The sequence below is a fragment of the Terrabacter sp. BE26 genome (assembly GCF_041941675.1).
Taxonomy (GTDB): Bacteria; Actinomycetota; Actinomycetes; order Actinomycetales; family Dermatophilaceae; genus Terrabacter.
Genome location: NZ_CP090122.1, coordinates 602297 through 626506, shown reverse-complemented (window position 1 = coordinate 626506; position 24210 = coordinate 602297). Strand labels below are relative to the sequence as shown.

The following is a 24210-nucleotide window of genomic DNA, read 5'->3' as shown; positions in this document are numbered from 1 at the left end:
CGGCGTCAGAAGCAGCCGCCCCGCGGTGTGTGCTCCAGTCGCTGGGTCACGATCCACCCCGACGCCGGGTCGCGCACGGTTGCGAGGATCTCATCGCCGCGGGGGTGCTGGGGGACGGTGGCCGATGGTGACCCGACCGGGCGCCCGGTCCGGGCGTCGAGGCGCCATCCGACGTAGTCGATCCCCTCACCACCCGTCACCGCCGGCGCGTCGGTGCTGTGGAAGCCGGTGACGACCGAGACGGTCGAGCCGTCGAGCTCGACGTGCTGGGAGGTCGGGGCGTCGAGCCGTGGCGCGAGAGTGCGCCACAGGACGCGTCGGCCGGCGAGGTCGACGCCGAGCACCGAACCGTCGTCGCCCGGGACGACGACGTGGTCGGCGTAGAGGACGAGGAGGCGCTCGCCGGCCTGCGACCGGACGGGCAGCTGCACGTCGGTCCGCTCCCACTGGCCGCCGCGGGGGGTCCAGACGGCGAGGGTGCGGCCGAGCACGCCGAGCACCGACGTGGTGGTGAGCACGGCAGAGGAGCGGTAACGGGCCCGCGCGTCGCGGTCGTCGGGGGACTCGCTCCACGAGAATCCGCCGGAACCTCCGGCGATGGGCTCGCCGACGAGCATGGCGTCGTCCTGCCCGTCCTTCGGGAACCCCACGACCTGTCCGGCGACCACCCCGAGCACCCCGGCCAGGTCGTCCGGGGTCGTGACGGCGCCGGTCGCGACCTGCACGAGGTGGGTGGAGTGGCATCCGTCCAGGACGACGTAGCCGTTGCTCACCGTGGGTGAGCGGGAGACCAGGTCGGCGATCGACGTGCTCCACCGCACCGCGCCCGAGGGCGCCATCCCGGAGACGCGGCCCGCGCGGGTGGGCGGCACGTCCGGACACGCGTCGAACGAGCACGCGCTGTGGGTGCAGCCGGCGACCACGAGCAGCATGACGAGGGCCGCGGCCACGACCCAACGGCTCCTGTTGTGCACGGCCCGCCCCCTGTCCTCGCCCGTGACCGGCGGTCCTGCGCTCTCCTCCGTCGTCCCCTGGAGGGACACCGTTGCCTCGGCGGATCGTTGCACGCGGAGAGAGCCGATGCGGGGGAATGCCGGGCGCACCCCGTGCGTTTGGGAGGAGGTGCGCCTCTCTGGCACACTCTTCCTTCGGACCGGTTCACGGGAGAGCGGCTCCCCAGCGCGAGCAGCCATGACACCGACCCGGCCGACCACCTCAAGGAGACAACGTTGAAGAAGGACCTTCACCCCCAGTACGTCGGGACCACGGTGACCTGCACCTGTGGCAACACGTTCACCACGCGCAGCACCGAGACGTCCGGCAAGATCGCCGCCGACGTGTGCTCGCAGTGCCACCCGTTCTACACGGGCAAGCAGAAGATCCTCGACACCGGTGGCCGCGTCGCCCGGTTCGAGGCCCGTTACGGCAAGAAGGCCGCCAAGTAGGTCTCCCGCACGCCGGCTCCCGCGACTTCGGTCGTCGGGGGCCGGCGTTCGTCGTATCCGTCCGTCTCCCGTACGTCCCTGAGCCGAAGGGCCTCCCGTGCTCGAATCCGTCCAGTCGATCCTCGACGAGTACGCCGAGCTCGAGCAGCAGCTCGCGGACCCGGCCGTCCACGGTGACCAGGACCTCGTGCGCACGCTGAACAAGCGGTATGCCGCCCTGGCGCCGACCGTCGCCGCCGCGCGGGAGTGGACGGCGGCCGGTGACGACCTCACCACCGCCCGCGAGCTCGCGGCCGACGACGAGTCCTTCGCTGCCGAGGTGCCCTCCCTCGAGGTTCGCCTCGCCGAGGCGGAGGAGCACCTGCGCCGGATGCTCGTGCCCCGCGACCCGGACGACGACCGCGACGTCATCCTCGAGGTCAAGGCGGGCGAGGGCGGCGACGAGTCGGCCCTCTTCGCGGGCGACCTGCTGCGGATGTACCTCCGCTACGCCGAGCAGCGCGGCTGGCGCACCGCCATCGAGGACGCGACCGAGAGCGACCTCGGCGGCTACAAGGACGTCCGCGTCTCCGTCCGCGCCAAGGGCAGCCCGGGTCTGGGGGAGGGCCCGTGGGCGCGGCTCAAGTACGAGGGCGGTGTGCACCGCGTGCAGCGCGTGCCCGTCACGGAGAGCCAGGGCCGCATCCACACCTCGGCCGCGGGCGTCCTCGTGATGCCCGAGGCCGAGGAGGTCGAGGTGAAGATCGACCCCAACGACCTTCGCATCGACGTCTACCGGAGCAGCGGCCCCGGGGGACAGAGCGTCAACACGACCGACTCCGCCGTGCGCATCACCCACCTGCCGACCGGTCTCGTCGTCTCGTGCCAGAACGAGAAGTCGCAGCTGCAGAACAAGGAGGCCGCGATGCGCGTCCTCCGGGCCCGGCTGCACCAACAGGCCCAGGACGAGGCCGACGCCGAGGCGAGCGCCGCGCGCCGGTCGCAGGTGCGCACCGTCGACCGTTCCGAGCGCATCCGCACCTACAACTTCCCGGAGAACCGCATCTCCGACCACCGCACCGGCTACAAGTCCTACAACCTCGACGCCGTGCTCGACGGCGACCTCGACCCTGTCGTGCAGTCGGCCCTCGATGCCGACGAGGCGGCCAAGCTCGCGGCTCTCGCCGACGACGGGTCGAGGGGATGACCGAGCGCGTGACCGGCCTCCGCGACGAGGTGCGCGCCGCCGCCGCTCGGCTGCGCGAGGCAGGTGTGGCCTCGGCCGACGTCGACGCCGTCGAGCTCGCCGCCCACGTCCTCGGCGTGGACGCCTCCGAGGTCCGCCGCCTCATGGTGCTCGGCGGCCGCACGCTCCCGGACGCGTATGCCGCCCTCGTCGACGAGCGCGCCAGCCGGGTGCCGCTGCAGCACCTCACCGGGCGGGCCCACTTCCGGCGGCTGACCCTGTCGGTGGGTCCGGGGGTCTTCGTCCCCCGCCCCGAGACGGAGGTACTCGTGGACCTGGCACTCGCCGAGGTGGACCGCGTGGCGGCCGCACGCCCCGGCGACCGCGTGCGGGTCGTCGACCTGTGCTCGGGATCCGGCGCGATCGCGCTCTCCGTCAAGGGCGAGCGGCCGGCCGCCGAGGTCCGCGGCCTCGAGCTCTCACCCGACGCCTACGCCTGGGCCGTCGCCAACCGCGACCGCCTCGGCCTCGAGGTCGACCTCGTGCAGGGCGACGCCACGCGGCCCTGCTTCCAGGACTGGACCGGCCGGGTGGACGTCGTGACCGTCAACCCGCCGTACATCCCGGTCGGCGCCGTGCCCCTGGATCCGGAGGTGCGCGACCACGACCCGGAGGTCGCGCTCTACGGCGGCAGCGAGGACGGGCTGGCGATCCCGCTGGCCGTCGCCGCAGTGGCTGCCCGGCTGCTGGCCCCCGGCGGCCTGGTCCTCGTCGAGCACGCGGACTCGCAGGGCGAGAGCCTGCCGCGCCGGCTCGTGGCGAGCGGGGACTGGTCCGACGTCGTCGACCACGCCGACCTCTCCGGTCGGGCGCGCGTGACGGCGGCCCGTCGGGCCCGCAGGTAGCCCGGGCCAGGTCACGACGTGACGGCGGTGTCCGGCCCGACGTCGGTCTTGCGGATGAGCAGGTCGACGACCTGCTCCGGCACGTCCTGGGCGCGCGCCTGCTGGGTCTCCTCCTCCTGCTTGACCTCGACCCTGGCTGCCTGCCACGCGGACCAGTGGCCGGAGACGAGCGCCCAGAGCGAGAGCGCGGAGACGTAGACCACGGAGTTGAGCCAGCCGAAGACCATGGACACCGGGATCATGACGATCCAGAAGATGGCGAGCCAGCCGTTGACCTTGCGCATGAAGACGGGGTCCCCCTGCACACTGGCCCACAACGACTTGATGGGACCCATCGACGTTCCTCCTCCTCACAGTGCGGCGCGTGCCCGATTCCTAACGCTTGTCCCTGTGAGCTCGCTGTACGTGCCCGTGCGGCTGAAACGGGCCGCGAACGGCCTCTCGGCCGACCCAAGTAGGCTCTGGCGGATGAGCGAGCGCTACGACTGCACCGATCCAGCCGGTCGAGCCGAAGGTATCGCGGCTGCCGCCGCCGCCGTCCGACGGGGCGAGATCGTGGTCCTCCCGACCGACACCGTCTACGGCATCGGGTGCGACGCCTTCGACGCCACCGCCGTCGCCTCGGTCCTGGCCGCCAAGGGCCGGGGCCGCGACATGCCGCCGCCCGTGCTGATCCCCACCGCGCGCACGGCGCAGGGCCTGGCGACCCAGGTGCCCGACTACGCCCAGCGGCTCATGGAGAGGTTCTGGCCCGGACCGCTGACGCTCGTGCTCAAGGCGCAGACGTCGCTGCACTGGGACCTCGGCGAGACCAACGGCACCGTGGCCCTTCGCGTGCCCGACCACGAGATCACGCTCGAGCTGCTCGGCGACATCGGCCCGATGGCCGTCACGAGCGCCAACACGACCGGCGACCCTGCGGCGCGCACGGCCGACGAGGCGAGGGCGATGCTGGGCGAGTCCGTCGCCGTCTACCTCGACGGGGGCACGGCGGGGGAGGGGCTGCCCTCCACCATCATCGACTGCACGGGGGAGACACCCGTGACCTTGCGCCTCGGTGCCCTCTCGCAGGCCGACATCGACGCCGCCCTCGAGCCCGAGCCGCCGCTCGAGGCCCCGGCTCCTGACGCAGAGCTGCCGGCCGAGCCGGTCGCGGTGCAGGCCGACCCCCACGCCAAGACCCACATCGACACCGACGTCGACGCGTCCGCCGGCGAGCGGCGGGCGGACGACCCCGGCCTGAACCAATAGAGTTGGCCCGCGCTCGCGCCCCACTCCCGACCCACCCGGAGACTCCTCATGGCTGACGACACGTTCTACGGTTCCGACTTCGGCGCCCTGCAGTCCTTCGACCCGGACATCGCGGGAGTGCTCCTCTCCGAGCTGGACCGCATCCGCGGCGGCCTGCAGCTCATCGCGAGCGAGAACATCAGCTCGCCGGCCGTGCTGACGGCCCTGGGCTCGACGCTCTCCAACAAGTACGCCGAGGGCTACCCGGGCCGTCGCTACTACGGCGGCTGCTCGGAGGTCGACAAGGCCGAGACGATCGCGATCGAGCGGGCCAAGGCCCTCTTCGGCGCCGACCACGCCAACGTGCAGGCCCACTCCGGCGCCAGCGCCAACCAGGCCGTCTACGGCGCCTTCATGTCGCCCGGCGACACGATCCTGGCGATGGCGCTGCCCATGGGCGGCCACCTGACCCACGGCACGAAGGTCTCCTTCTCCGGCAAGTGGTTCAACGCCGTGCACTACGGCGTCGACCAGCAGACCGAGGACATCGACTACGACCAGGTCGAGGCGCTCGCCAGGGAGCACCGCCCCAAGGTCATCTGCGCCGGCGGCTCCGCCATCCCGCGTCTCATCGACTTCGAGCGCTTCCGTGCCATCGCCGACGAGGTCGGCGCCATCCTCTGGGTCGACGCTGCGCACTTCATCGGGCTCGTCGCCGGCAAGGCGATCCCCTCCCCGGTGCCGCATGCCGACGTCGTGACCTTCACGACGCACAAGGTGCTGCGTGGCCCGCGCTCCGGCGCGCTCGTGTGCAAGGCCGAGCACGCCGCCGCCATGGACAAGGCGATCTTCCCGATGATGCAGGGCGGTCCGCAGATGCACACCATCGCGGCCAAGGCGGTCAACTTCAAGGAGGCCGCCACCCCCGAGTACGCCCAGTACGCCAAGGACGTCATCGCCAACAGCCAGCAGCTCGCGGCGAGCCTGCTCGAGCTCGGCATCCGTCCGACCACGGGCGGCACCGACACCCACCTCTCGCTGCTCGACCTGCAGGGTGTCGGCGTCACCGGCAAGGAGGCCGAGGAGCGGGCCGATGCCGCCGGCATCGTCCTCAACAAGAACGCCATCCCGTTCGACCCGCAGAAGCCCAACATCGCCTCCGGCATTCGGGTGGGCACGCCGTCGGTGACGACCCAGGGGATGGGCCTGGAGGAGATGAAGCAGATCGCCTCGCTCATCCACCAGGCCGTCACCAAGGGCGACGCCGACCCCGAGCACGCGGTGAGCAGGCAGGTGCGCGCGGAGGTCACCGACCTCGTGACGCGCTTCCCGGCATACCCTCGCTGAACAGCGCGCGCGTCCCAGCGTCGGCTCCCGAGCGAAGGTCGGTAGGTGCACGAGTACGTCCTCGTCCTCATCGTGGCCGCGGCGGTCACGTACCTCGCCACACCCTTCGTGCGCAGCCTCGCCGTGGCGACGGGCGCGTTCACGGCGGTCCGTGAGCGCGACGTCCACAAGACGCCGATCCCGCGACTCGGGGGAGTGGGGATCTACATCGGCTTCGTGGCCGCCGCGCTCGTGGCGAGGGCGCTGCCCTACCTCGGCACGCTGTTCTCCACCAAGCAGATCCTCGGCGTGGTCGCGGCAGGAGGCATCGTCTGCCTGCTCGGCGCCTTCGACGACATCCGGGAGCTGGACTGGCTGACCAAGCTGGCAGGCCAGATGCTGGCAGCCGGCCTGATGGCGTACAGCGGGGTGCAGCTGCTGTCGCTGCCCATCTTCGGCACGACGATCCTGCCGACTCCGGTGCTCGTGCTGTTCACGGTGCTCGTCGTCATCGCCTCGACCAACGCGGTGAACTTCATCGACGGCCTCGACGGGCTCGCGGCCGGCGTCGTGGGGATCGCTGCGTTCGCGTTCTTCATCTACAGCTACCTGGTGTCCCGCTCCTTCGTGCCGGCCAACGTCTTCTCCACGGCGACGTTCATCTGCGCCGCCCTGGTCGGCTGCTGCGCCGGCTTCCTGCCGCACAACTTCCACCCCGCCCGCCTCTTCATGGGCGACTCGGGAGCACTGACCCTGGGCCTGCTGCTCTCGGCCGCGACGATCACCCTGACGGGCAACGTCGACCCGGCCGAGGTGAGCGCCAACGAGGTGTCGGCGGCCTTCCTCCCGATCCTCGTCCCGCTCGCCGTGCTGCTGCTGCCCTTGCTCGACATGCTGCTCGCCGTCGTGCGCCGCACCCGCGCCGGCCAGCGACCCTGGCACCCGGACGCCATGCACCTGCACCACCGGATGCTGCGGATCGGCCACGGCCACCGCCGGGCCGTGCTCATCCTCTACCTCTGGGCCGCCATCGTCGCGCTCGGCTCGGTGTCCTTCGTCATCTGGGACGGGCTGCGCCCGCTGGCCGTCGTGGGCGCGGCAGCGGCCATGGGAGTGGTGCTCACGGTCTGGCTCCCGCGGTGGAGGCCCTCCGAGCGCTTGTGATAGCATTCACAAGCACCTGAGGGCAGTCTGAGAAGGCGTCCGGAGGTGCTGCAAAACCCCCCTCGCACATCCCCTTGCACACCCCAGGCCCCGCGTCTCGACGAGTCAGCCGCGGCCTGGGAGAGCCAGCGCACCACGCCTCCCGACCCCCCCAGGCAGGTCCTCCTTGAGCGCCACACCGGCCGGCAACGCGTCACAGTCCGATGCGTTCGCGCAGCTCCTCCGGGGCTCCCTGCTCCCGACGGCGGTCACCGGCCTCGTCTGCGTCGTCGTCGGCCTCTTCTCGAGCCCGAAGGCCGCCTGGTCGGCAGCGCTCGGCGCCGCGCTCGTCATCTTCTTCTTCAGCCTGACGCTTCTCGTCATGAAGCGCACGGCCGACCTGGCCCCGACCACGACGATGATGGTGGTGATGGCCACCTACACCCTCAAGGTGCTCGTGCTCGGCGTCGTGATGTTCGCGCTGCGCGACGTCGCGTGGGCCTCCGGCTACGCCATCGGGCTGTCCATCACGGTGTGCGCCGTGGTGTGGCTGTTCTTCGAGATGCGCGCCTACAAGCGCCTGCGGATCTTCGCGTACGACCCCGACGGTGAGGCCTCCCTCGACCGCCCGCCGAGGCCGGAGCCGCGTGATGAGCCGTGAGAGCGGAGACCGACATGAGCACACCGACGCCTGGCGAGCCGGACGACGTGGGTCCCGACCGGGAGCAGTCCAGCGAGCCCACCGAGGAGGAGCGCCAGGAGCAGCTCCAGGCGTTCAACCGGCGCGAGGCGGACTCCGCCTGGCGGGCTGTCGCCTACATGCTGACCGGGCCGCTGATCTACGGCGGGCTCGGCGCCCTCGCCGACCACTGGCTGGGCACGTCCTGGCTGGTCGGCGCCGGCATCGTGGGCGGGATGGCCTTGTCGCTATACCTCATCTGGTTCCGATACGGTACCCATTGAGCAGACTGCCGATCCTGACCTCGCGCGTGCGGCCGAGCACCGTGCCGCCGACCAGCGCCTCGGCCGCCGAGCTGCCGAACCGGGGTCCAGCCCTCGACCACGCCCCCTGCACTGCCCCTGAACTGCTGATGCCGCTGGTCGGCCCAAGCGCCCAGAACGTACGAAGGAGTAATCCGTGAGCATCGTTGCCGCCGCACCGACGGACTTCGAGGCCCCTGGAGTCAGCGAGTTCTGGCAGCCGCTGTTCGGCACCAGCGGTCCCTGGGCCATCACCCGTCCGAGCCTGCTGATGGTCGCGTCGGCCATCCTGCTCGCCTGGTACCTCCTGGCGACGACGCGCAAGAAGGCGATCGTCCCGAGCCGTGGCCAGATGGCGACCGAGGCGGTCTACGGGCTGGTGCGCAACGGCATCGCCAAGGACCTCATCGGGTCCAAGGAGTTCCTCAAGTTCGTCCCGCTGCTGTTCTCGCTGTTCATGGTCATCCTCGTGAACAACATCTTCGGCGTCCTGCCGCCGTTCAGCTACCCGACGATGAGCCGCATCGGCTTCCCGATCGCGCTGTCGCTGATCGTCTGGGTCGTCTTCCACGTGGTGGGCATGCGCAAGCACGGCTTCCTCGGCTACTGGAAGTCCCTCGTCCCCGCGGGTCTGCCCAAGGCGATGATCCTGCCGATCTTCATCCTCGAGCTGATCACCGACCTGTTCACGCGGCCGGTCACGCTCGCCCTGCGACTCTTCGGCAACATGTTCGCCGGCCACATCCTCATCGTCCTGTTCATCACCGGCGGCTGGTACATGCTGACCAACGGCGGCATCCTCGTCGTCGCCGGCGGTGTCACGTGGATCTTCGCCTTCGTGATGACGCTCTTCGAGCTGCTGGTCGAGTTCCTACAGGCCTACGTCTTCACCCTCCTCGCCGCGCTCTACATCGGCGGCGCCCTGGCCGACGAGCACTGACGGCCGCCCCCCAGCTGCACCACCTGTTCCACCCACGCTTGACCCAGCCCCGCTGGTAACCGCCAACGGGACCGACCAGAAGGAAATGGAATCAACATGACCGGCAACATCGCCATCCTCGGTTACGGCCTCTCCGCCATCGGCCCCGGTATCGGTGTCGGCCTGATCTTCGCCGCCTACATCAACGGCGTCGCTCGTCAGCCCGAGGCCCGCGGCATGCTTCAGCCGATCGCCTTCCTCGGCATGGCCATCACCGAGGCGCTCGCCATCTTCGGTATCGCGCTCGCGTTCGTCTTCAAGGCTGGCTGACAGCCCACCGGGCCCCTCCGTCGTACCGTTCGTTTCTCTCTAGGAGACCCTCATGCAAGCAGTGACCGTGACCGCCAGTGGCGGCGAGGGCGGCTTCTGGGCCACCGCGGCACCGATCATCCCGCACCCGCTGGAGTTCATCTTCGGCCTCGTGGTCTTCGCGATCATCTACCTCATCGTGAAGAGCAAGGTCATGCCGCGCCTCGAGCAGATCTACGCCGAGCGCACGGCTGCCATCGAGGGCGGGATGCACAAGGCGGAGGAGGCCCAGGCCCAGGCCCAGGCCGCGCTCGAGCAGTACCAGGCCCAGTTGGTCGAGGCTCGGGCTGAGGCCGCCCGCATCCGTGAGGAGGCGAAGGCCCAGGGCGCGCAGATCCTCGCCGAGATGCGCGAGCACGCGGCGGCCGAGGCGGCCCGGATCACCGAGACGGCTCACAAGCAGATCGAGGCCGAGCGCCAGCAGGCGATCGTCGCGCTCCGCCGCGACCTCGGCCGCATCTCGATCGACCTGGCCAGCCGCATCGTCGGCGAGTCCCTCCAGGAGGAGACCCGTCAGAAGGGCACCGTGGAGCGCTTCCTCGCCGAGCTCGAGTCGGGCGACGTCGTCCGTGAGAAGGTCGGGGACCGCTGATGCAGGGACCCTCACGCGCAGCAGCGGCGGCGAGTCGCGAGGCGTTCACCGGCGTGCTCGCGGCCGGTGTGGGCCGCATGCGGTTGGCCGAGGAGCTCTTCGCGGTCGTCGCCGTGATCGACGGCAGCGCGACCCTGCGTCGCGCGGTCGCCGACCCCTCGCGCGAGGGGGCGGACAAGGCCCAACTCGCTGAGCGGCTCTTCGGGGGCAAGGTCAGCGCCGAGGCGCTGGCCGTCCTCAAGAGCGTCTTCGCCCAGCGGTGGAGCTCCGAGCGCGACCTCACCGACACCCTCGAGCGGTTTGCCGTCGAGTCGGTCATCGCGGAGGCTGAGATCGCCGGGCGCGCCGACCGCCTCGAGGACGAGCTGTTCCGGTTCGAGCGCATCGTGGCCGCCGACCCCGCCCTGCGCGCGGCGCTGTCCGACTCGCAGGCCCCGGCCGACAAGCGCGCCGACCTGGTGTCCTCGCTGCTGCGCGACAAGGTGACGCCCGAGACGCTCGTGCTCGTCAGGCATGCGGTGGTCGGCCCGCGTGGCCGCCGCTTCGACCGGGTCATGGAGCTCTACCTCGAGACGGCCACGAGCCGCCGCGAGCAGCAGACGGCCATCGTCACCTCGGCCGTTCCGCTCACCGACGACGACCGCACCCGCCTCGCTGCAGGGCTCGCCGCCCTCTACGGCGGCACGGTCCACGTCAACACCGTCGTCGACCCTCGGGTCCTGGGCGGGGTCAAGGTCGAGATCGGTGACGAGGTCATCGACGGGACCGTCATCCGCAAGCTCGACGCGGCCCGCCGGGCCCTGGGCGCCTGAGGCGTCCACCACCAGCTGTGAACAACCACCGGCCCGTCCTGCGGGTCGAAATCGAGGAGAAGATCTGACATGACGGAGCTTTCGATCCGTCCGGAGGAGATCCGGCAGGCACTGGAGTCGTTCGTCCAGTCCTACGAGCCCGGCGCGGCCTCCCGCGAAGAGGTCGGCCGCGTCACCGACGCCGGTGACGGCATCGCTCACGTCGAGGGTCTGCCCTCGGCCATGACCAACGAGCTGCTGCAGTTCGAGGACGGCACGCTGGGCCTCGCGCTCAACCTCGACGTCCACGAGATCGGCGTCGTCGTCCTCGGTGACTTCGCGGGCATCGAGGAGGGCCAGACCGTCAAGCGCACGGGCGAGGTCCTCTCGGTCCCGGTGGGCGACGCCTTCCTGGGCCGCGTCGTGGACCCGCTCGGCAACCCGATCGACGGTCTCGGCGAGATCCAGAGCAACGAGCGCCGTGCGCTCGAGCTGCAGGCGCCAACGGTCGTCCAGCGCAAGTCGGTGCACGAGCCGCTCCAGACCGGGATCAAGTCGATCGACGCCATGACCCCGATCGGCCGCGGCCAGCGCCAGCTGATCATCGGCGACCGGCAGACCGGCAAGACCACGGTCGCGATCGACACGATCATCAACCAGAAGCGCAACTGGGATTCCGGCGACCCCGAGGCCCAGGTCCGCTGCATCTACGTCGCCATCGGTCAGAAGGGCTCGACCATCGCGTCGGTCCGCGGCACCCTCGAGGAGGCCGGCGCGCTCGAGTACACCACGATCGTCGCGGCCCCCGCGTCCGACTCGGCCGGCTTCAAGTACCTCGCCCCGTACACCGGTTCGGCCATCGGCCAGCACTGGATGTACCAGGGCAAGCACGTCCTCATCGTCTTCGACGACCTGAGCAAGCAGGCCGAGGCCTACCGCGCCGTGTCGCTGCTGCTGCGCCGTCCGCCGGGCCGCGAGGCCTACCCGGGCGACGTCTTCTACCTGCACTCGCGCCTGCTCGAGCGCTGCGCGAAGCTGTCCGACGACCTGGGCCACGGCTCCATGACGGGTCTGCCGATCATCGAGACGAAGGCGGGTGACGTCTCGGCGTACATCCCGACCAACGTCATCTCGATCACCGACGGCCAGATCTACCTGCAGGCCGACCTCTTCAACGCCAACGTGCGTCCGGCCATCGACGTGGGTGTCTCGGTCTCGCGCGTCGGTGGTGCCGCGCAGATCAAGGCGATGAAGTCGGTCGCCGGCCGCCTCAAGCTCGACCTCGCCCAGTTCCGCGCCATGGAGGCGTTCGCGATGTTCGCCTCCGACCTCGACCCGGCCTCGCGAGCCCAGCTGGCCCGTGGTGCGCGCCTCGTCGAGCTGCTCAAGCAGCCGCAGAGCTCGCCGTACCCCGTCGAGGAGCAGGTCGTCTCGATCTGGACCGGCACCACCGGCCGGCTCGACGACATCGCCGTCGAGGACGTGCGCAACTTCGAGCAGGAGCTGCTCGAGACGCTGCGCCGCGAGGGCAAGATCCTCCAGACGATCCGCGAGACCCTCAAGCTCGACGAGGACACCGAGGCGGCCCTGGCCAAGGTGGTGGACGAGGTGAAGTTCACCTTCCGCGGCACCGGCCGGGACGGTCTCGAGCCTGGCAACGAGGAGTTCGACGAGATCGCCGACGACCAGATCACGCAGGCGCAGATCGTCAAGCAGAAGTAACCGGGCGGGGCTGCACGGCCCCGCGTCCCCGGGGCGCCCGCTCGGCTGAGCGGGCGCTCCGGGGCAGCCCAACGCATACGGCATCGGGGTAGACCCGATCCACCCCACGAACGCAGACTTACGACATCAAGAGAGGCGGAGCACATGGGAGCGCAGATGCGGATCTACCGCCAGCGCATCAAGTCCGTCAACTCCATCAAGAAGATCACCAACGCGATGGAGCTGATCGCCGCCGCCCGCGTCGTCAAGGCCCGGCAGCGGGCCACCGAGGCGATGCCGTACACGACCGCGCTGACCCGCGCCGTGTCCGCGGTGGCGACCAACACGAACGAGGACCACCCGTTGACGACGGCGAAGGAGACCGCCACGCGGGCCGGCGTCGTCATCATCACGGCGGACCGCGGACTTGCCGGTGCCTACTCCGTCGCCGCGATCAAGGAGAGCGCGGGTCTCATCTCGCGCCTGACGGCCGAGGGCAAGGAGGTCGTGCCCTACCTCGTCGGCCGCAAGGCAGTGAGCTACTACAAGTTCCGCAAGCGCTCCTACGCAGCCGAGTGGACGGGCTTCTCCGACGCCCCGACGTTCGAGAACGCCAAGGAGATCGCCGACCGGATCACCGCGGACTTCCTCAAGGACACCGCCGAGGGCGGCCACGACGAGATCCACGTCGTCTTCACCCGGTTCCGTTCCATGGTCCGCCAGGAGCCGCACGTGCTGCGCCTGCTGCCTCTCGAGGTCGTCGGGGCCGACGAGGCGGCCGAGGACGAGTCCATCGACCTCAGCGTGCGGCACTACGAGGAGGGGCAGATCCCGCCCGAGTACTCCTTCGAGCCGAGCGCCGCCGAGGTCCTCGACCTGCTGCTCCCGAAGTACGTCCGCAACCGGATCTACACCGCCCTGCTCAGCTCGGCGGCCTCCGAGCTGGCCGCCCGCCAGCGCGCCATGAAGTCGGCCACCGACAACGCGACGGAGCTCATCAAGAAGTACGAGCGCCTCGCCAACCAGGCGCGCCAGGCCGGCATCACCCAAGAGATCAGCGAAATCGTGGGCGGCGCCAACGCCCTCGCCGACGCCACGAAGTAACCCGCCCAGAAGGTAAGGAAGTCAACAACCATGACTGCAACCGTCAGTGACAACGCGGTGGCTGCCGAGGCCGCGGGCGGCGTCGGCCGCATCTCCCGGATCATCGGCCCCGTCGTCGACGTCGAGTTCCCCTCGGACGCGATGCCGGAGCAGTACAACCTGCTCACGACCGAGGTGACCCTCACGGGTGAGACCAAGCACCTCAACCTCGAGGTCGCCCAGCACATCGGCGACAACATGGTCCGCGCGATCTCGCTCCAGCCGACCGACGGCCTCGTCCGCGGCGCGGCCGTGCAGGACACCGGCGGCCCGATCACCGTCCCCGTGGGTGACGTGACCCTCGGCCACGTGTTCAACACGACCGGCGAGTGCATGAACCTCGCCGAGGGTGAGCGGCTCGAGGTCAAGGAGCGCTGGGGCATCCACCGCAAGGCCCCGGCCTTCGACCAGCTCGAGTCCAAGACGACGATGTTCGAGACGGGCATCAAGGTCATCGACCTCATGACCCCCTACGTCCAGGGTGGCAAGATCGGCCTCTTCGGTGGTGCCGGTGTGGGCAAGACGGTGCTCATCCAGGAGATGATCGCCCGTGTCGCCCGTGACCACGGTGGTGTGTCGGTGTTCGCCGGTGTCGGCGAGCGCACCCGTGAGGGCAACGACCTCATGGTCGAGATGGAGGAGGCGGGCGTCCTCGGACAGACCGCCCTCGTGTTCGGCCAGATGGACGAGCCGCCGGGCACGCGTCTTCGTGTCGCCCTGTCGGCGCTGACGATGGCGGAGTACTTCCGCGATGTCCAGAAGCAGGACGTGCTCCTGTTCATCGACAACATCTTCCGCTTCACGCAGGCCGGCTCGGAGGTCTCCACCCTCCTCGGCCGTATGCCGTCCGCCGTGGGTTACCAGCCCACCCTGGCCGACGAGATGGGCACCCTCCAGGAGCGCATCACCTCGACCCGCGGTCACTCGATCACCTCGATGCAGGCGATCTACGTGCCGGCCGACGACTACACCGACCCGGCTCCGGCCACGACGTTCGCGCACCTCGACGCGACGACCGAGCTCTCCCGTGACATCGCGTCGATGGGCATCTACCCCGCCGTCGACCCGCTGTCCTCGACCTCGCGAATCCTCGACCCGCGCTACGTCACGCAGGACCACTACAGCACCGCGGTGCGGATCCGGTCGATCCTCCAGCGCAACAAGGAGCTGCAGGACATCATCGCGATCCTCGGTATCGACGAGCTCTCCGAAGAGGACAAGATCCTCGTCAACCGCGCTCGTCGCATCCAGCGCTTCCTGTCGCAGAACACCTACGTCGCCAAGCAGTTCACCGGCATCGAGGGTTCGACGGTGCCGCTCAAGGACACCATCGAGGCGTTCACGAAGATCGCCGACGGCGAGTACGACCACGTCGCCGAGCAGGCGTTCTTCATGTGCGGTGGCCTCGACGACGTCGAGCGCCAGTGGGCGGAGATCCAGAAGAACCTCTGACTCGAGCGGTTCGACACACCCGAGGCGGGGAGGTGCCCTTCAGGGGCGCCTCCCCGCCTCGTCATGTCCGGTTTCTCGCGTCACCGGCGGGCATGCGGGTACGCCTCCCAGTGTTGGCACAGACGAACGACGTCAGCGCCGACGGGACCAGCACCTCCACACCAGCCCAAGGAGAATCGTGAGCACGTCCACCCAACAGGCCCCACGCCACCGGGTCGTGGTGATCGGATCGGGTTTCGGCGGGTTGTTCAGCACGCAGAAGCTCAAGGGCGCCGACGTCGACATCACCCTGATCGCGCGGACCTCCCACCACCTCTTCCAGCCGCTGCTCTACCAGGTCGCCACCGGCATCCTGTCCGAGGGCGAGATCGCGCCCTCGACGCGCGAGGTGCTGCGCTCCCAGCGCAACGCCACGGTCCTTCTCGGACAGGTGACCGACATCGACCTGGACGCGAGGACGGTGACGCACACGGCCGTGGGGCGCGAGACGGTCACGCCGTACGACTCGCTCATCGTGGCCGCCGGGGCCGGCCAGTCCTGGTTCGGCAACGACGAGTTCGCGCGGCACGCCCCCGGCATGAAGTCGATCGACGACGCCCTCGAGCTCCGCGGCCGCATCTTCGGCTCGTTCGAGCTGGCCGAGCTGGCCTCGACGCAGGCCGAGCGAGACCGCCTCATGACGTTCGTCGTCGTGGGGGCCGGACCCACGGGGGTCGAGATGGCGGGGCAGATCTCGGAGCTCGCGAAGCGCACGCTGCGGGGCGACTTCCGGCGGATCGACCCCACCAAGGCGCGGGTCATCCTCCTCGACGCGGCTCCCGCAGTGCTCAGCTCGTTCGGCGAGAAGCTGGGGGAGCGGGCAGTCAAGCGCCTCACGGACATGGGCGTCGAGGTGCGCCTCGGTGCCAAGGTCGTCGACGTCGACTCCACCGGCATCGAGGTCGAGCTCGAGGACGGCCGACGTGAGCGCATCGAGTCGGTGTGCAAGGTCTGGGCGGCCGGGGTCAGCGCCTCGCCGCTCGGGCGCCAGCTGGCCGACCAGACGGGCGCCCAGCTCGACCGCGCCGGCCGCATCGCGGTCCAGGACGACCTGACCCTCCCGGGCCACCCGGAGGTGTTCGTGGTCGGCGACATGATGTCGCTGCGCGAGCTTCCAGGGGTGGCGCAGGTCGCGATCCAGGGCGGCCGCTATGCCGCCGAGCAGATCATGCGGCGCCTCGACGGCCGCGAGCCGAAGGGCCCGTTCGAGTACTTCGACAAGGGCTCCATGGCCACGATCTCGCGGTTCTCCGCCGTGGCGTCGGTCGGCAAGGCACAGTTCAGCGGCTTCTTCGCCTGGCTGCTGTGGCTCGCGGTGCACCTCGTCTACATCATCGGCTTCAAGCACCGCATCACCACGCTGCTGCACTGGGTGGTGACCTTCATCGGTCGGGGGCGGTCCGAGCGTGTGGTGACCGAGCAGCAGGTGTTCGCCCGGCAGGCCATCGCCGACCTCGGCGACGAGTTCGGCCCGGCGCTGCCACGCCTGGCACAGGACCGCCCTCACGAGGAGACAGACCTGCTGGACGCCGGCCCCGGGCCCCACGCCCACGTCGCCGCTCGTGCGCAGGGCGTCCCTACCCCGGCGGCACAGGCGTCGGCCGGTGCCAACCAGGTCCCCGCGGAGCACCCCCGCGGGGACTGAGCCACCTCGGGCGGCCACCCACGTGTGCAGAGCCACCTGTGCAGAGCCACGTGTGGAGCGGGGCCGGGTCGCGCGACCCGGCCCCGCGGCATACCTGCTCGGGGCCGTCAGCGCACGAGGCGCTCCACGGCCGAGCCGAGGCGGGGGAGAGCGGCGACGACATGCTCCTTGGCCTTGCCCCGCAGGGAGCCGTAGACCTTGGCCGCGGAGGCGTGCGACGTGCTCGCCGCCCTGGCGTCCGTCACGGCGAGCAGGGCGTCGGCCACCGCCTCGGGCTGCGCGGCCAGGTGGTCACCGAAGGGGCGGTCGCCCTTCGTGGCCCAGAAGGGGTCGAGGGCCGTGGCGAACTGCGGGAGCAGACGGTCGGTGGCGCGCTGCACGAAGCCGCCGCCGAGCTTCTTGACCGTGGCGTAGCCCGCCTTGACGGCGACGCCACCGATCCCTGACTTCTCGGCCACCTCCGCGTCGACGACGTCGGTGAGGGCCGTGACGGCGACGGGCCGGCGCGACGGTTCGAGGAGGGCGTCGGAGACGGTGGTGCTCATGGTCGGGACTCCTTGTGGAGGGTCGGGAAGCGGGGTGGGCCAGGCTCGACCCCGCGCGTTCGGAGCATCCTGCCAGAGGCACTAAACTCAGGGGCACACCCCCACGATCCGGAGGAAACGTGAGTTCGCTCAAGGTTGAGATGGTTGCCGCCGACCGGAAGGTCTGGGAGGGCGAGGCCAAGTTCGTACGCGCCCGGTCCATCTCCGGTGAGCTCGGCATCCTGCCCGGCCACGCCCCGCTGCTCGGAGTGCTCGTCGAGGGCGAGGTCGCCATCGAGTCGCTCGAGGGCGAGCGTCGCACGGTGACGGTCGACGGCGGCTTCCTCTCCGTCGACTCCGACGTCGTGACGATCGTCGCCGAGCACGTCGACGCGTCGTCACTCCCGGCGAACTGAGGCCGCTGCGTGCCGTCCGCTCTGATCTCCACCGAGGTCCTGATCGGCACGCTGCTGATGGCCGCCGTGGTCGTCCTCGCGACGACCTACCTGCGCCGCCGCTACATCGCCAAGGGCCTGCCGCTGACGCTCTGCGGCCTGCGCCGGCCCGGCACCGACCGCTGGCGCCTGGGCCTCATCCGGTTCGGTGACAACGCCCTCGAGTGGTACACCCTCGGGGGCGTCTCCCTGCGTCCCAAGCGGCGCTGGCTGCGCCAGCGCCTGCTCCTCGATGCGCCGGTGCCGCTGCAGGGCGCCGAGTCGATCCCGCTGCTGCCGGGTGCGAGCCGGGTGCCGTGCAGCGACGGCGACGACCGTTTCGACCTGGCCCTGCAGGCGCCTGCCTACACAGCGCTGCGGTCCTGGCAGGAGGCCTCGCCTCCCGGTTACAACGTCAACGTCGCCTGACGCCTTACCCCTGACGCCTCACGAGGCGCGGCATCGAGCTGCCCCCGCCCCCGCATCACCGCCGGTGTGCCGGGTGGCCGGCTCAGTGCTTCTCGGCGCGCTCCGGCTTCTCGGCGCGCTCCGGCTTCTCGACGCGGCCGCCACCGGGCTGCCACAGCACGTCCCCGCCGATCGGCTTGTTGGCGACGCGCGCGAGGATGAAGAGCAGGTCCGAGAGCCGGTTGAGGTACTTCGCAGTCAGCACGTTGACGCCGCCGACGCCGCGGACCCCCTTCGGTTCGGACCCGGTGGCCGCGGGCGCGGTGCCGTGCTGGTCGATCGCCGCCCAGGCCGACCGCTCGGCGCGGCGGACGATGGTCGTCGCCAGGTGCAGGTAGGCGGAGCCGGCCGTGCCGCCGGGCAGGATGAACGACCGCAGCTTCTCCACCTGCTCCAGGTAGTGGTCGCAGTCCTTCTCGAGGTCGTCGACCCAGGGCTGCTCGACGCGCAGGGGTGGGTAGTCGTAGGTCTCGCGCAGCGGCGTCGAGAGGTCCGCACCGACGTCGAAGAGCTCGTTCTGCACGCGGCGCAGGGTCGCGACGACCTCGTCCCGGAGCTCCCCGCACGCGACGGCGATACCGATGGCGGCGTTGGCCTCGTTGGAGTCGGCGTACGCATGCAGCCGGGCGTCGTTCTTGCTGACCCTCGAGAAGTCGCCGAGGCTCGTCGTGCCGTCGTCGCCGGTTCGCGTGTAGATCCGCGTCAGGTTGACCATGGGGCCCACTCTCTCACCCCGAGGTCCCGCCCCCGGACCTCGGTCGTGGTCACCGAGGTCCGGCCGGCGCCCCGATGAGGCCCGCTAGGGTTCTCGGGTGAGAGAGCGATTCCGCGTCGTGGGCGGCGCGCACCTCGTCGGCCGGGTGAGCGTCGTCGGAGCCAAGAACAGCGCCCTGAAGCTCATGGCCGTGGCCCTGCTGGCCGTCGGCCGCACGACGCTGACCAACGTCCCGGCCATCGCCGACGTCACGATCATGGCGGAGCTGCTCCGCCGCCTCGGTGTGGACGTGGACTACGACGCCGCTGCCGGCGTCGTGGTGCTGGACGTGCCCGAGCGCATCGGTCACCGCGCCGACTACGAGCTCGTCCGCGCCCTGCGCGCCTCCATCTCGGTGCTCGGGCCGCTCGTGGCGCGGGTCGGGGAGGCCGACGTCGCGGTGCCCGGCGGTGACGCCATCGGCTCGCGCGGCCTGGACCTGCACGCCGCAGGACTGGAGGCCCTCGGTGCCGAGGTGCACGTGACGCACGGATATCTCGTGGCAACCGCTCCCAACGGGTTGCAGGGGGCCGACATCCGGCTCGACTTCCCGAGCGTCGGCGCGACGGAGAACATCCTCACGGCAGCGGCGCTGGCGCGCGGCACGACGACCATCGACAACGTCGCCCGGGAACCGGAGATCGTCGACATCGCCGAGATGCTCATCTCGATGGGCGCCTGTGTCGAGGGTGCCGGCACGTCCCGCATCACGGTCCACGGTGTCGAGGGGCTGACCCCCACCCGCCACGCCGTGGTCCCCGACCGGATCGCGGCCGGCACGTGGGCCTTCGCGGCCGCCACGACCCGCGGCGACATCGAGGTGGTCGGGGGCGTGGCCGAGCACCTGCGGGCGCCCCTCGGCGCTCTCGAGCAGGCGGGCTGCGAGGTCGCGTTGACCGACGCCGGCTTCCGGGTCTCGGCCCGGGAGCGGCGTCCCCGCGCCTTCGACGTCGCGACGCTGCCCTACCCGGGTTTCCCGACCGACCTGCAGCCCTTCGCGCTGACCTACAACGCCGTCGCCGATGGCTCCGCCATGGTGACGGAGAACCTCTTCGAGGCGCGCTTCCGCACCGTGCAGGAGCTCGCGCGCCTCGGGGCCGACGCCCAGATCGACGGGCACCACGTGATGACGCACGGCGTCGAGATCCTCTCCGGGGCACCGGTCGTCAGCAGCGACATCCGCTCCGGAGCCGCCCTCGTGCTGGCCGGTCTGGTGGCCGAGGGCGAGACGCTCGTGAGCAGCGTGCACCACATCGACCGCGGCTACCCACGGTTCGAAGTGGCGCTGCGCGCGCTCGGCGCCGACGTCATCCGCGAGCCGGACGACGAGCTCCCTTTCGAGTGATCGGTCACGAACGTCCGGAGGGCCGCGAAACGCCGCTCGGTCCGACCCGCGATGCTCGTATTTTCTTGACCAGTTCTTGACTCCAAGGGGCAACGTTTCCGTCGGTCGAGACGTCATCATGAGTGACGTCACAGCGTTTGGAAGGGGTCCACATGACGCTGAACACCCACCGCAGGGGTCTGGTCCGGGTCGTCGAGGCGCCTGACGGCCACGACGTCATCATCGAGGGACGCCTCGACGTCCACACGGTCCCCGACATCCGCGACGCGATCCATGCAGTCATCTCGCAGGGGCCCGGCGAGCTGCGCCTGCACGTGCGGGACGCCGAGATCGGCGACGCGACGGGTCTCGGGGTCATCGTCCACCTCCACCGGCGGGCCACGCGTGCCGAGCGCCGGCTGCTGCTCGTCGACGCGAGCGAGCGCACGACCCGTCTGCTGCGTGGGTGCCGCCTCGACCGCCTCCTCGCCGCCCCTCGCCACATCCCGGTGGGCGGCCATCCGTCGGCGACTGTGGCGCCTCTCACCGCCTGAGCGACTCCTCGCCGCGCGAGGCCGCCGCTACCGTCGAGCCATGTCTTCGACGGAGAGCACGCCGCCCCCCACCCCTCGGGTGACGCCCGACCGCCCGTGGGTCATGCGCACGTATGCCGGCCACTCGAGTGCCGCCGCGAGCAACGCCCTCTACCGTCGCAACCTCTCCAAGGGGCAGACCGGGCTCTCGGTCGCGTTCGACCTGCCGACCCAGACCGGCTACGACCCCGACCACGCGCTCGCCCGCGGCGAGGTGGGCAAGGTCGGCGTGCCGATCAGCCACGTCGGCGACATGGCGGCCCTCTTCGACGGCATCCCCCTGCGCGAGATGAACACGTCGATGACGATCAACGCCACGGCGATGTGGCTGCTCGCGCTCTACCAGGTCAGCGCCGAGCGGCAGGCCGAGGCGGCGGGCGAGGACCCCGCCGAGTGGGTGCACGCCCTGTCGGGCACGACGCAGAACGACATCATCAAGGAGTACCTCTCGCGAGGAACCTACGTCTTCCCGCCGGGACCGTCGCTGCGGCTCATCACCGACCTCGTGGCCTACACGGTCCGCGAGATCCCGACGTGGAACCCGATCAACATCTGCAGCTACCACCTGCAGGAGGCCGGGGCCACGCCGGTTCAGGAGATCGCCTACGCGATGTCCACGGCGATCGCCGTGCTCGACGCGGTGCGTGACTCCGGGCAGGTGCCGCCCCAGGAGTTCGCGAGCGTCGTGGCGCGCATCTCATTCTTCGTCAACGCGGGGGTGCGCTTCGTCGAGGAGCTGTGCAAGATGCGCGCCTTCGTGCAGCTGTGGGACGAGCTGACCCGGGAGCGCTACGGCGTGACGGACGCCAAGGCCCGCCGGTTCCGATACGGGGTGCAGGTCAACAGCCTCGGGCTGACGGAGGCCCAGCCCGAGAACAACGTCCAGCGCATCGTCCTCGAAATGCTGGGGGTGACCCTCTCGAAGGACGCCCGCGCCCGGGCCATCCAGCTCCCGGCGTGGAACGAGGCGCTCGGGCTCCCGCGGCCGTGGGACCAGCAGTGGAGCCTGCGCATGCAGCAGGTGCTCGCCTACGAGTCCGACCTGCTCGAGTACGACGACCTCTTCGCCGGCTCGCACGTCGTCGAGGCAAAGGTCGCCGGCCTGGTCGAGGGTGCGCGGGCTGAGATGGCCCGGGTCGAGCAGCTCGGTGGCGCCGTCGCGGCCGTGGAGTCCGGCTACATGAAGGCCGCGCTGGTGGCCTCGCACGCCGAGCGCCGGCGCCGCATCGAGTCGGGCGAGTCCGTCGTCGTGGGTCTCAACCGTTTCGAGACGACCGAGCCCAACCCGCTGACGGCGGACCTCGAAACCGCGATCCAGACCGTCGACCACGACGTCGAGCGACACGCCGCCGAGGCCGTACGCGCCTGGCGCGAGAGCCGCGACGCCGACCCCGACCGCCGGGCCCGGGCCGAGGCCGCCCTCGAGCGCCTCGGCGCCGACGCCGCGACGAACGCCAACCTCATGGCGGCCTCGCTCGAGTGCGCGCGCGCCGACGTCACCACGGGGGAGTGGGCCGCCGCCCTGCGGGAGCAGTTCGGCGAGTACCGCGCCCCCACCGGCGTCTCCGGCTCGGTGGGCGTCGGCTCGAGCGAGCCCGGCGACGCCCTGGCGCGGGTCCGCGACCTCGTGGCCCGCACCGGGGAGGACCTCGGCGAGAAGCTGCGCATCCTCGTCGGCAAGCCGGGCCTCGACGGGCACAGCAACGGCGCCGAGCAGGTGGCCGTCCGGGCCCGTGACGCCGGGTTCGAGGTCGTCTACCAGGGCATCCGGCTCACGCCGGACCAGATCGTTGCCGCGGCCGTGGCGGAGGACGTCCACCTCGTCGGCCTCTCGATCCTCAGCGGCTCCCACATGGAGCTCGTCCCCGAGGTGCTGCGCGGCCTGCGCGAGGCGGGCGCGGGTGACGTGCCGGTCATCGTCGGCGGGATCATCCCGGAGTCCGATGCCGCGGCCCTGCGAGCGGCCGGGGTGGCCATGGTCTTCACGCCGAAGGACTTCGGGCTCAACGACATCATGGCCGAGATGGTCGGTGTGATCCGTGCCGCACGTGGGCTCACGGTGCGCGAGTCCGCGCCGGCCTGAGCCGGCGTAGCGTCAGCCGTATGAGCGACCTCCAGTGCGCGGCACGGCTCGTCGTCGTCAACCCTCCCGGGCTCACCGACGTCGCGTGGCTCGCCTCCGCGATCCACCTCGAGCGGGTCCAGGCAGTGTATGCCGCCGACGACGTCCCCGACACCGGCCCGGTCGAGTCCCTGGCGGACGACCTGGGGGTGCCCGCGCACCTCGGGCACGGTGACCTGCACGACGGGTCGTCGGGACTCGAGGAGCTCGTCGACCGGCACCGCGGCGAGACGGTCGTGGTCGTGCGGGGCGGGGAGGCGGGCGAGCCGGTCATGCTCCTCGTCGACGCGGACGGCGTGTCACGCCAGCCGATCGAGGGCCTGCGCTGAGGCGCGTGCGAAGCACACGGCATACGACCCCGGTCGGTGGACGACCCGGGCAGGTCAGAAGAGGCGGGACTCCGCGTCGTCGATGCCCTTGAGGGCGTCGTAGTCGAGCACGACGCAGCGGATGCCGCGGTCCTCGGCGAGCGTGCGGGCCTGGGGCTTGATCTGCTGGGCGGCGAAGACGCCGGTCACGGGCGCCAGGTGCGGGTCGCGGTTCATCAGCTCGAGGTAGCGCGTGAGCTGCTCGACGCCGTCAATCTCGCCACGGCGCTTGATCTCCACCGCGACGCTCGTGCCGGCCGAGTCCCTGGCGAGGATGTCGACGGGGCCGATCGCGGTCATGTACTCGCGGCGCACGAGCGACCAGCCGTGCCCGAGGGTGTGTATGTGCTCGGCGAGCAGCCTCTGCAGGTGCGCCTCGACGCCGTCCTTGACCAGGCCGGGGTCGACGCCGAGCTCGTGGTCCGAGTCGTGCAGCACCTCGTGGAGGTGGACGGTGAGGCGGTCCTCGCTCTTGGCGTGCTGGACGCGCCAGACGGCGACGACGCCGTCGGCCGACTGCGCCTCGTCCGGCTCGACCTCGGCCATGGTGCACGGCGGGGACATCCAGTTGAGCGGCTTGTAGGAGCCGCCGTCGCTGTGCACGAGGACCGACCCGTCGGCCTTGACGACGAGCAGCCGGGTCGCAAGGGGCAGGTGGGCGGTCAGCCGACCGTCGTAGTCGACGCTGCAGCGGGCTATGACGAGACGCACCGGACCACCCTAGAGGAGCCGACACGACGCCGCGTGGGCAGCGTCACGCCCCGGGCGGGTGTGGCC

Annotated in this window: 27 protein-coding genes; 22 read left to right on the top strand and 5 right to left on the bottom strand. The window is 70.8% G+C overall.

The genetic code is table 11. The features are described from left to right. Window positions 1-5: 5 nt before the first annotated feature. Entirely contained in the window at window positions 6-974 is a 969-nt protein-coding gene (locus tag LQK93_RS02980; protein WP_374970093.1) for a hypothetical protein, read from the bottom strand. A gap of 255 nt (window positions 975-1229) precedes the next feature. On the opposite strand from LQK93_RS02980, the gene rpmE reads away from it, so the two are divergent. From rpmE to prmC, 3 genes are all read left to right on the top strand, one after another. Continuing rightward, window positions 1230-1445 carry a 50S ribosomal protein L31 gene (rpmE, locus tag LQK93_RS02975; RefSeq protein WP_374970092.1) on the top strand — a complete coding sequence of 72 codons (216 nt, stop codon included), beginning with the start codon at window positions 1230-1232 and terminating at the stop codon, window positions 1443-1445. Between the two features lie 97 nt (window positions 1446-1542). Further along, window positions 1543-2631, top strand: coding sequence for a peptide chain release factor 1 (gene prfA / locus LQK93_RS02970; protein ID WP_374970091.1), 1089 nt, complete (start codon window positions 1543-1545; stop codon window positions 2629-2631). After that, a complete protein-coding gene (gene prmC, locus LQK93_RS02965) occupies window positions 2628-3515 on the top strand; it encodes a peptide chain release factor N(5)-glutamine methyltransferase (protein ID WP_374970090.1) in 888 nt (295 codons plus the stop codon). Before prfA ends, prmC begins: the two co-directional genes overlap by 4 nt. 11 nt (window positions 3516-3526) lie before the next feature. Here the strand turns inward: prmC and LQK93_RS02960 are convergent, their stop codons facing one another. Beyond that, on the bottom strand, window positions 3527-3850 hold the full coding sequence (locus LQK93_RS02960; protein WP_374970089.1) for a hypothetical protein: 324 nt from the start codon (window positions 3848-3850) through the stop codon (window positions 3527-3529). 133 nt (window positions 3851-3983) lie between these two features. Here LQK93_RS02960 and LQK93_RS02955 point away from each other — a divergent pair, with 133 nt between their 5' ends. The 13 genes from LQK93_RS02955 (at window position 3984) to LQK93_RS02895 (ending at window position 16846) form a co-directional block, all read left to right on the top strand. Then, on the top strand, window positions 3984-4766 hold the full coding sequence (locus LQK93_RS02955) for an L-threonylcarbamoyladenylate synthase (RefSeq protein ID WP_374970088.1): 783 nt from the start codon (window positions 3984-3986) through the stop codon (window positions 4764-4766). A 48-nt stretch (window positions 4767-4814) separates the two neighbouring features. Then, window positions 4815-6092 (top strand): serine hydroxymethyltransferase, encoded by a 1278-nt coding sequence (glyA, locus tag LQK93_RS02950; RefSeq protein WP_374970086.1) that lies wholly within the window; start codon window positions 4815-4817, stop codon window positions 6090-6092. 45 nt (window positions 6093-6137) lie between these two features. Further along, window positions 6138-7235, top strand: a complete 1098-nt coding sequence (locus LQK93_RS02945) for a glycosyltransferase family 4 protein (RefSeq protein WP_374970085.1) — start codon at window positions 6138-6140, stop codon at window positions 7233-7235. Window positions 7236-7401: 166 nt separating this feature from the next. Further along, window positions 7402-7875, top strand: a complete 474-nt coding sequence (locus LQK93_RS02940; protein WP_374970084.1) for a hypothetical protein — start codon at window positions 7402-7404, stop codon at window positions 7873-7875. Window positions 7876-7889: 14 nt separating this feature from the next. Then, window positions 7890-8177 (top strand): hypothetical protein, encoded by a 288-nt coding sequence (locus LQK93_RS02935; protein WP_374970083.1) that lies wholly within the window; start codon window positions 7890-7892, stop codon window positions 8175-8177. A gap of 175 nt (window positions 8178-8352) precedes the next feature. After that, window positions 8353-9135 (top strand): F0F1 ATP synthase subunit A, encoded by a 783-nt coding sequence (atpB, locus tag LQK93_RS02930; RefSeq protein WP_374970082.1) that lies wholly within the window; start codon window positions 8353-8355, stop codon window positions 9133-9135. A gap of 96 nt (window positions 9136-9231) precedes the next feature. Next, entirely contained in the window at window positions 9232-9444 is a 213-nt protein-coding gene (atpE, locus tag LQK93_RS02925) for an ATP synthase F0 subunit C (RefSeq protein ID WP_070193816.1), read from the top strand. A gap of 52 nt (window positions 9445-9496) precedes the next feature. Continuing rightward, window positions 9497-10075: a F0F1 ATP synthase subunit B gene (locus LQK93_RS02920; protein WP_374970081.1), complete on the top strand. Its 579-nt coding sequence runs from the start codon at window positions 9497-9499 to the stop codon at window positions 10073-10075. Then, window positions 10075-10887 carry a F0F1 ATP synthase subunit delta gene (locus LQK93_RS02915; protein ID WP_374970080.1) on the top strand — a complete coding sequence of 271 codons (813 nt, stop codon included), beginning with the start codon at window positions 10075-10077 and terminating at the stop codon, window positions 10885-10887. The genes LQK93_RS02920 and LQK93_RS02915 overlap by 1 nt, the downstream gene beginning before the upstream one ends. Window positions 10888-10956: 69 nt before the next feature. Beyond that, window positions 10957-12588 (top strand): F0F1 ATP synthase subunit alpha, encoded by a 1632-nt coding sequence (gene atpA, locus LQK93_RS02910; RefSeq protein WP_374970079.1) that lies wholly within the window; start codon window positions 10957-10959, stop codon window positions 12586-12588. Window positions 12589-12732: 144 nt separating this feature from the next. Continuing rightward, window positions 12733-13671 carry a F0F1 ATP synthase subunit gamma gene (locus LQK93_RS02905; RefSeq protein ID WP_374970078.1) on the top strand — a complete coding sequence of 313 codons (939 nt, stop codon included), beginning with the start codon at window positions 12733-12735 and terminating at the stop codon, window positions 13669-13671. A 30-nt stretch (window positions 13672-13701) separates the two neighbouring features. Next, window positions 13702-15162, top strand: coding sequence for a F0F1 ATP synthase subunit beta (gene atpD / locus LQK93_RS02900; RefSeq protein WP_374970077.1), 1461 nt, complete (start codon window positions 13702-13704; stop codon window positions 15160-15162). 178 nt (window positions 15163-15340) lie between these two features. After that, a complete protein-coding gene (locus LQK93_RS02895; RefSeq protein WP_374970076.1) occupies window positions 15341-16846 on the top strand; it encodes an NAD(P)/FAD-dependent oxidoreductase in 1506 nt (501 codons plus the stop codon). Between the two features lie 107 nt (window positions 16847-16953). Here the strand turns inward: LQK93_RS02895 and LQK93_RS02890 are convergent, their stop codons facing one another. Further along, the gene (locus LQK93_RS02890; RefSeq protein ID WP_374970075.1) at window positions 16954-17391 is read right to left on the bottom strand and encodes a hypothetical protein; all 438 of its coding nucleotides are present in this window, start codon (window positions 17389-17391) and stop codon (window positions 16954-16956) included. 119 nt (window positions 17392-17510) lie between these two features. Here LQK93_RS02890 and LQK93_RS02885 point away from each other — a divergent pair, with 119 nt between their 5' ends. Both LQK93_RS02885 and LQK93_RS02880 read left to right on the top strand, forming a co-directional pair. Then, on the top strand, window positions 17511-17786 hold the full coding sequence (locus LQK93_RS02885) for a F0F1 ATP synthase subunit epsilon (protein WP_374970074.1): 276 nt from the start codon (window positions 17511-17513) through the stop codon (window positions 17784-17786). Window positions 17787-17795: 9 nt separating this feature from the next. Next, on the top strand, window positions 17796-18233 hold the full coding sequence (locus LQK93_RS02880; protein WP_374970073.1) for a DUF2550 family protein: 438 nt from the start codon (window positions 17796-17798) through the stop codon (window positions 18231-18233). Window positions 18234-18315: 82 nt separating this feature from the next. Here LQK93_RS02880 and LQK93_RS02875 read toward each other — a convergent pair whose 3' ends face one another. Next, on the bottom strand, window positions 18316-18987 hold the full coding sequence (locus tag LQK93_RS02875; RefSeq protein WP_374970072.1) for a cob(I)yrinic acid a,c-diamide adenosyltransferase: 672 nt from the start codon (window positions 18985-18987) through the stop codon (window positions 18316-18318). A 97-nt stretch (window positions 18988-19084) separates the two neighbouring features. Between LQK93_RS02875 and murA the strand changes: the two genes are divergently transcribed. The 4 genes from murA to LQK93_RS02855 all read left to right on the top strand — a co-directional run bounded on the left by murA (window position 19085) and on the right by LQK93_RS02855 (window position 23394). Next, window positions 19085-20371, top strand: a complete 1287-nt coding sequence (murA, locus tag LQK93_RS02870; RefSeq protein WP_374970071.1) for a UDP-N-acetylglucosamine 1-carboxyvinyltransferase — start codon at window positions 19085-19087, stop codon at window positions 20369-20371. A gap of 152 nt (window positions 20372-20523) precedes the next feature. Continuing rightward, a complete protein-coding gene (locus tag LQK93_RS02865) occupies window positions 20524-20904 on the top strand; it encodes an STAS domain-containing protein (protein ID WP_374970070.1) in 381 nt (126 codons plus the stop codon). Window positions 20905-21007: 103 nt separating this feature from the next. Continuing rightward, the gene (locus tag LQK93_RS02860) at window positions 21008-23026 is read left to right on the top strand and encodes a protein meaA (RefSeq protein ID WP_374971440.1); all 2019 of its coding nucleotides are present in this window, start codon (window positions 21008-21010) and stop codon (window positions 23024-23026) included. Window positions 23027-23046: 20 nt separating this feature from the next. Further along, a complete protein-coding gene (locus LQK93_RS02855) occupies window positions 23047-23394 on the top strand; it encodes a hypothetical protein (RefSeq protein ID WP_374970069.1) in 348 nt (115 codons plus the stop codon). 54 nt (window positions 23395-23448) lie between these two features. Here LQK93_RS02855 and nucS read toward each other — a convergent pair whose 3' ends face one another. Further along, window positions 23449-24144: an endonuclease NucS gene (gene nucS / locus LQK93_RS02850; RefSeq protein WP_374970068.1), complete on the bottom strand. Its 696-nt coding sequence runs from the start codon at window positions 24142-24144 to the stop codon at window positions 23449-23451. Window positions 24145-24210 lie beyond the last annotated feature (66 nt).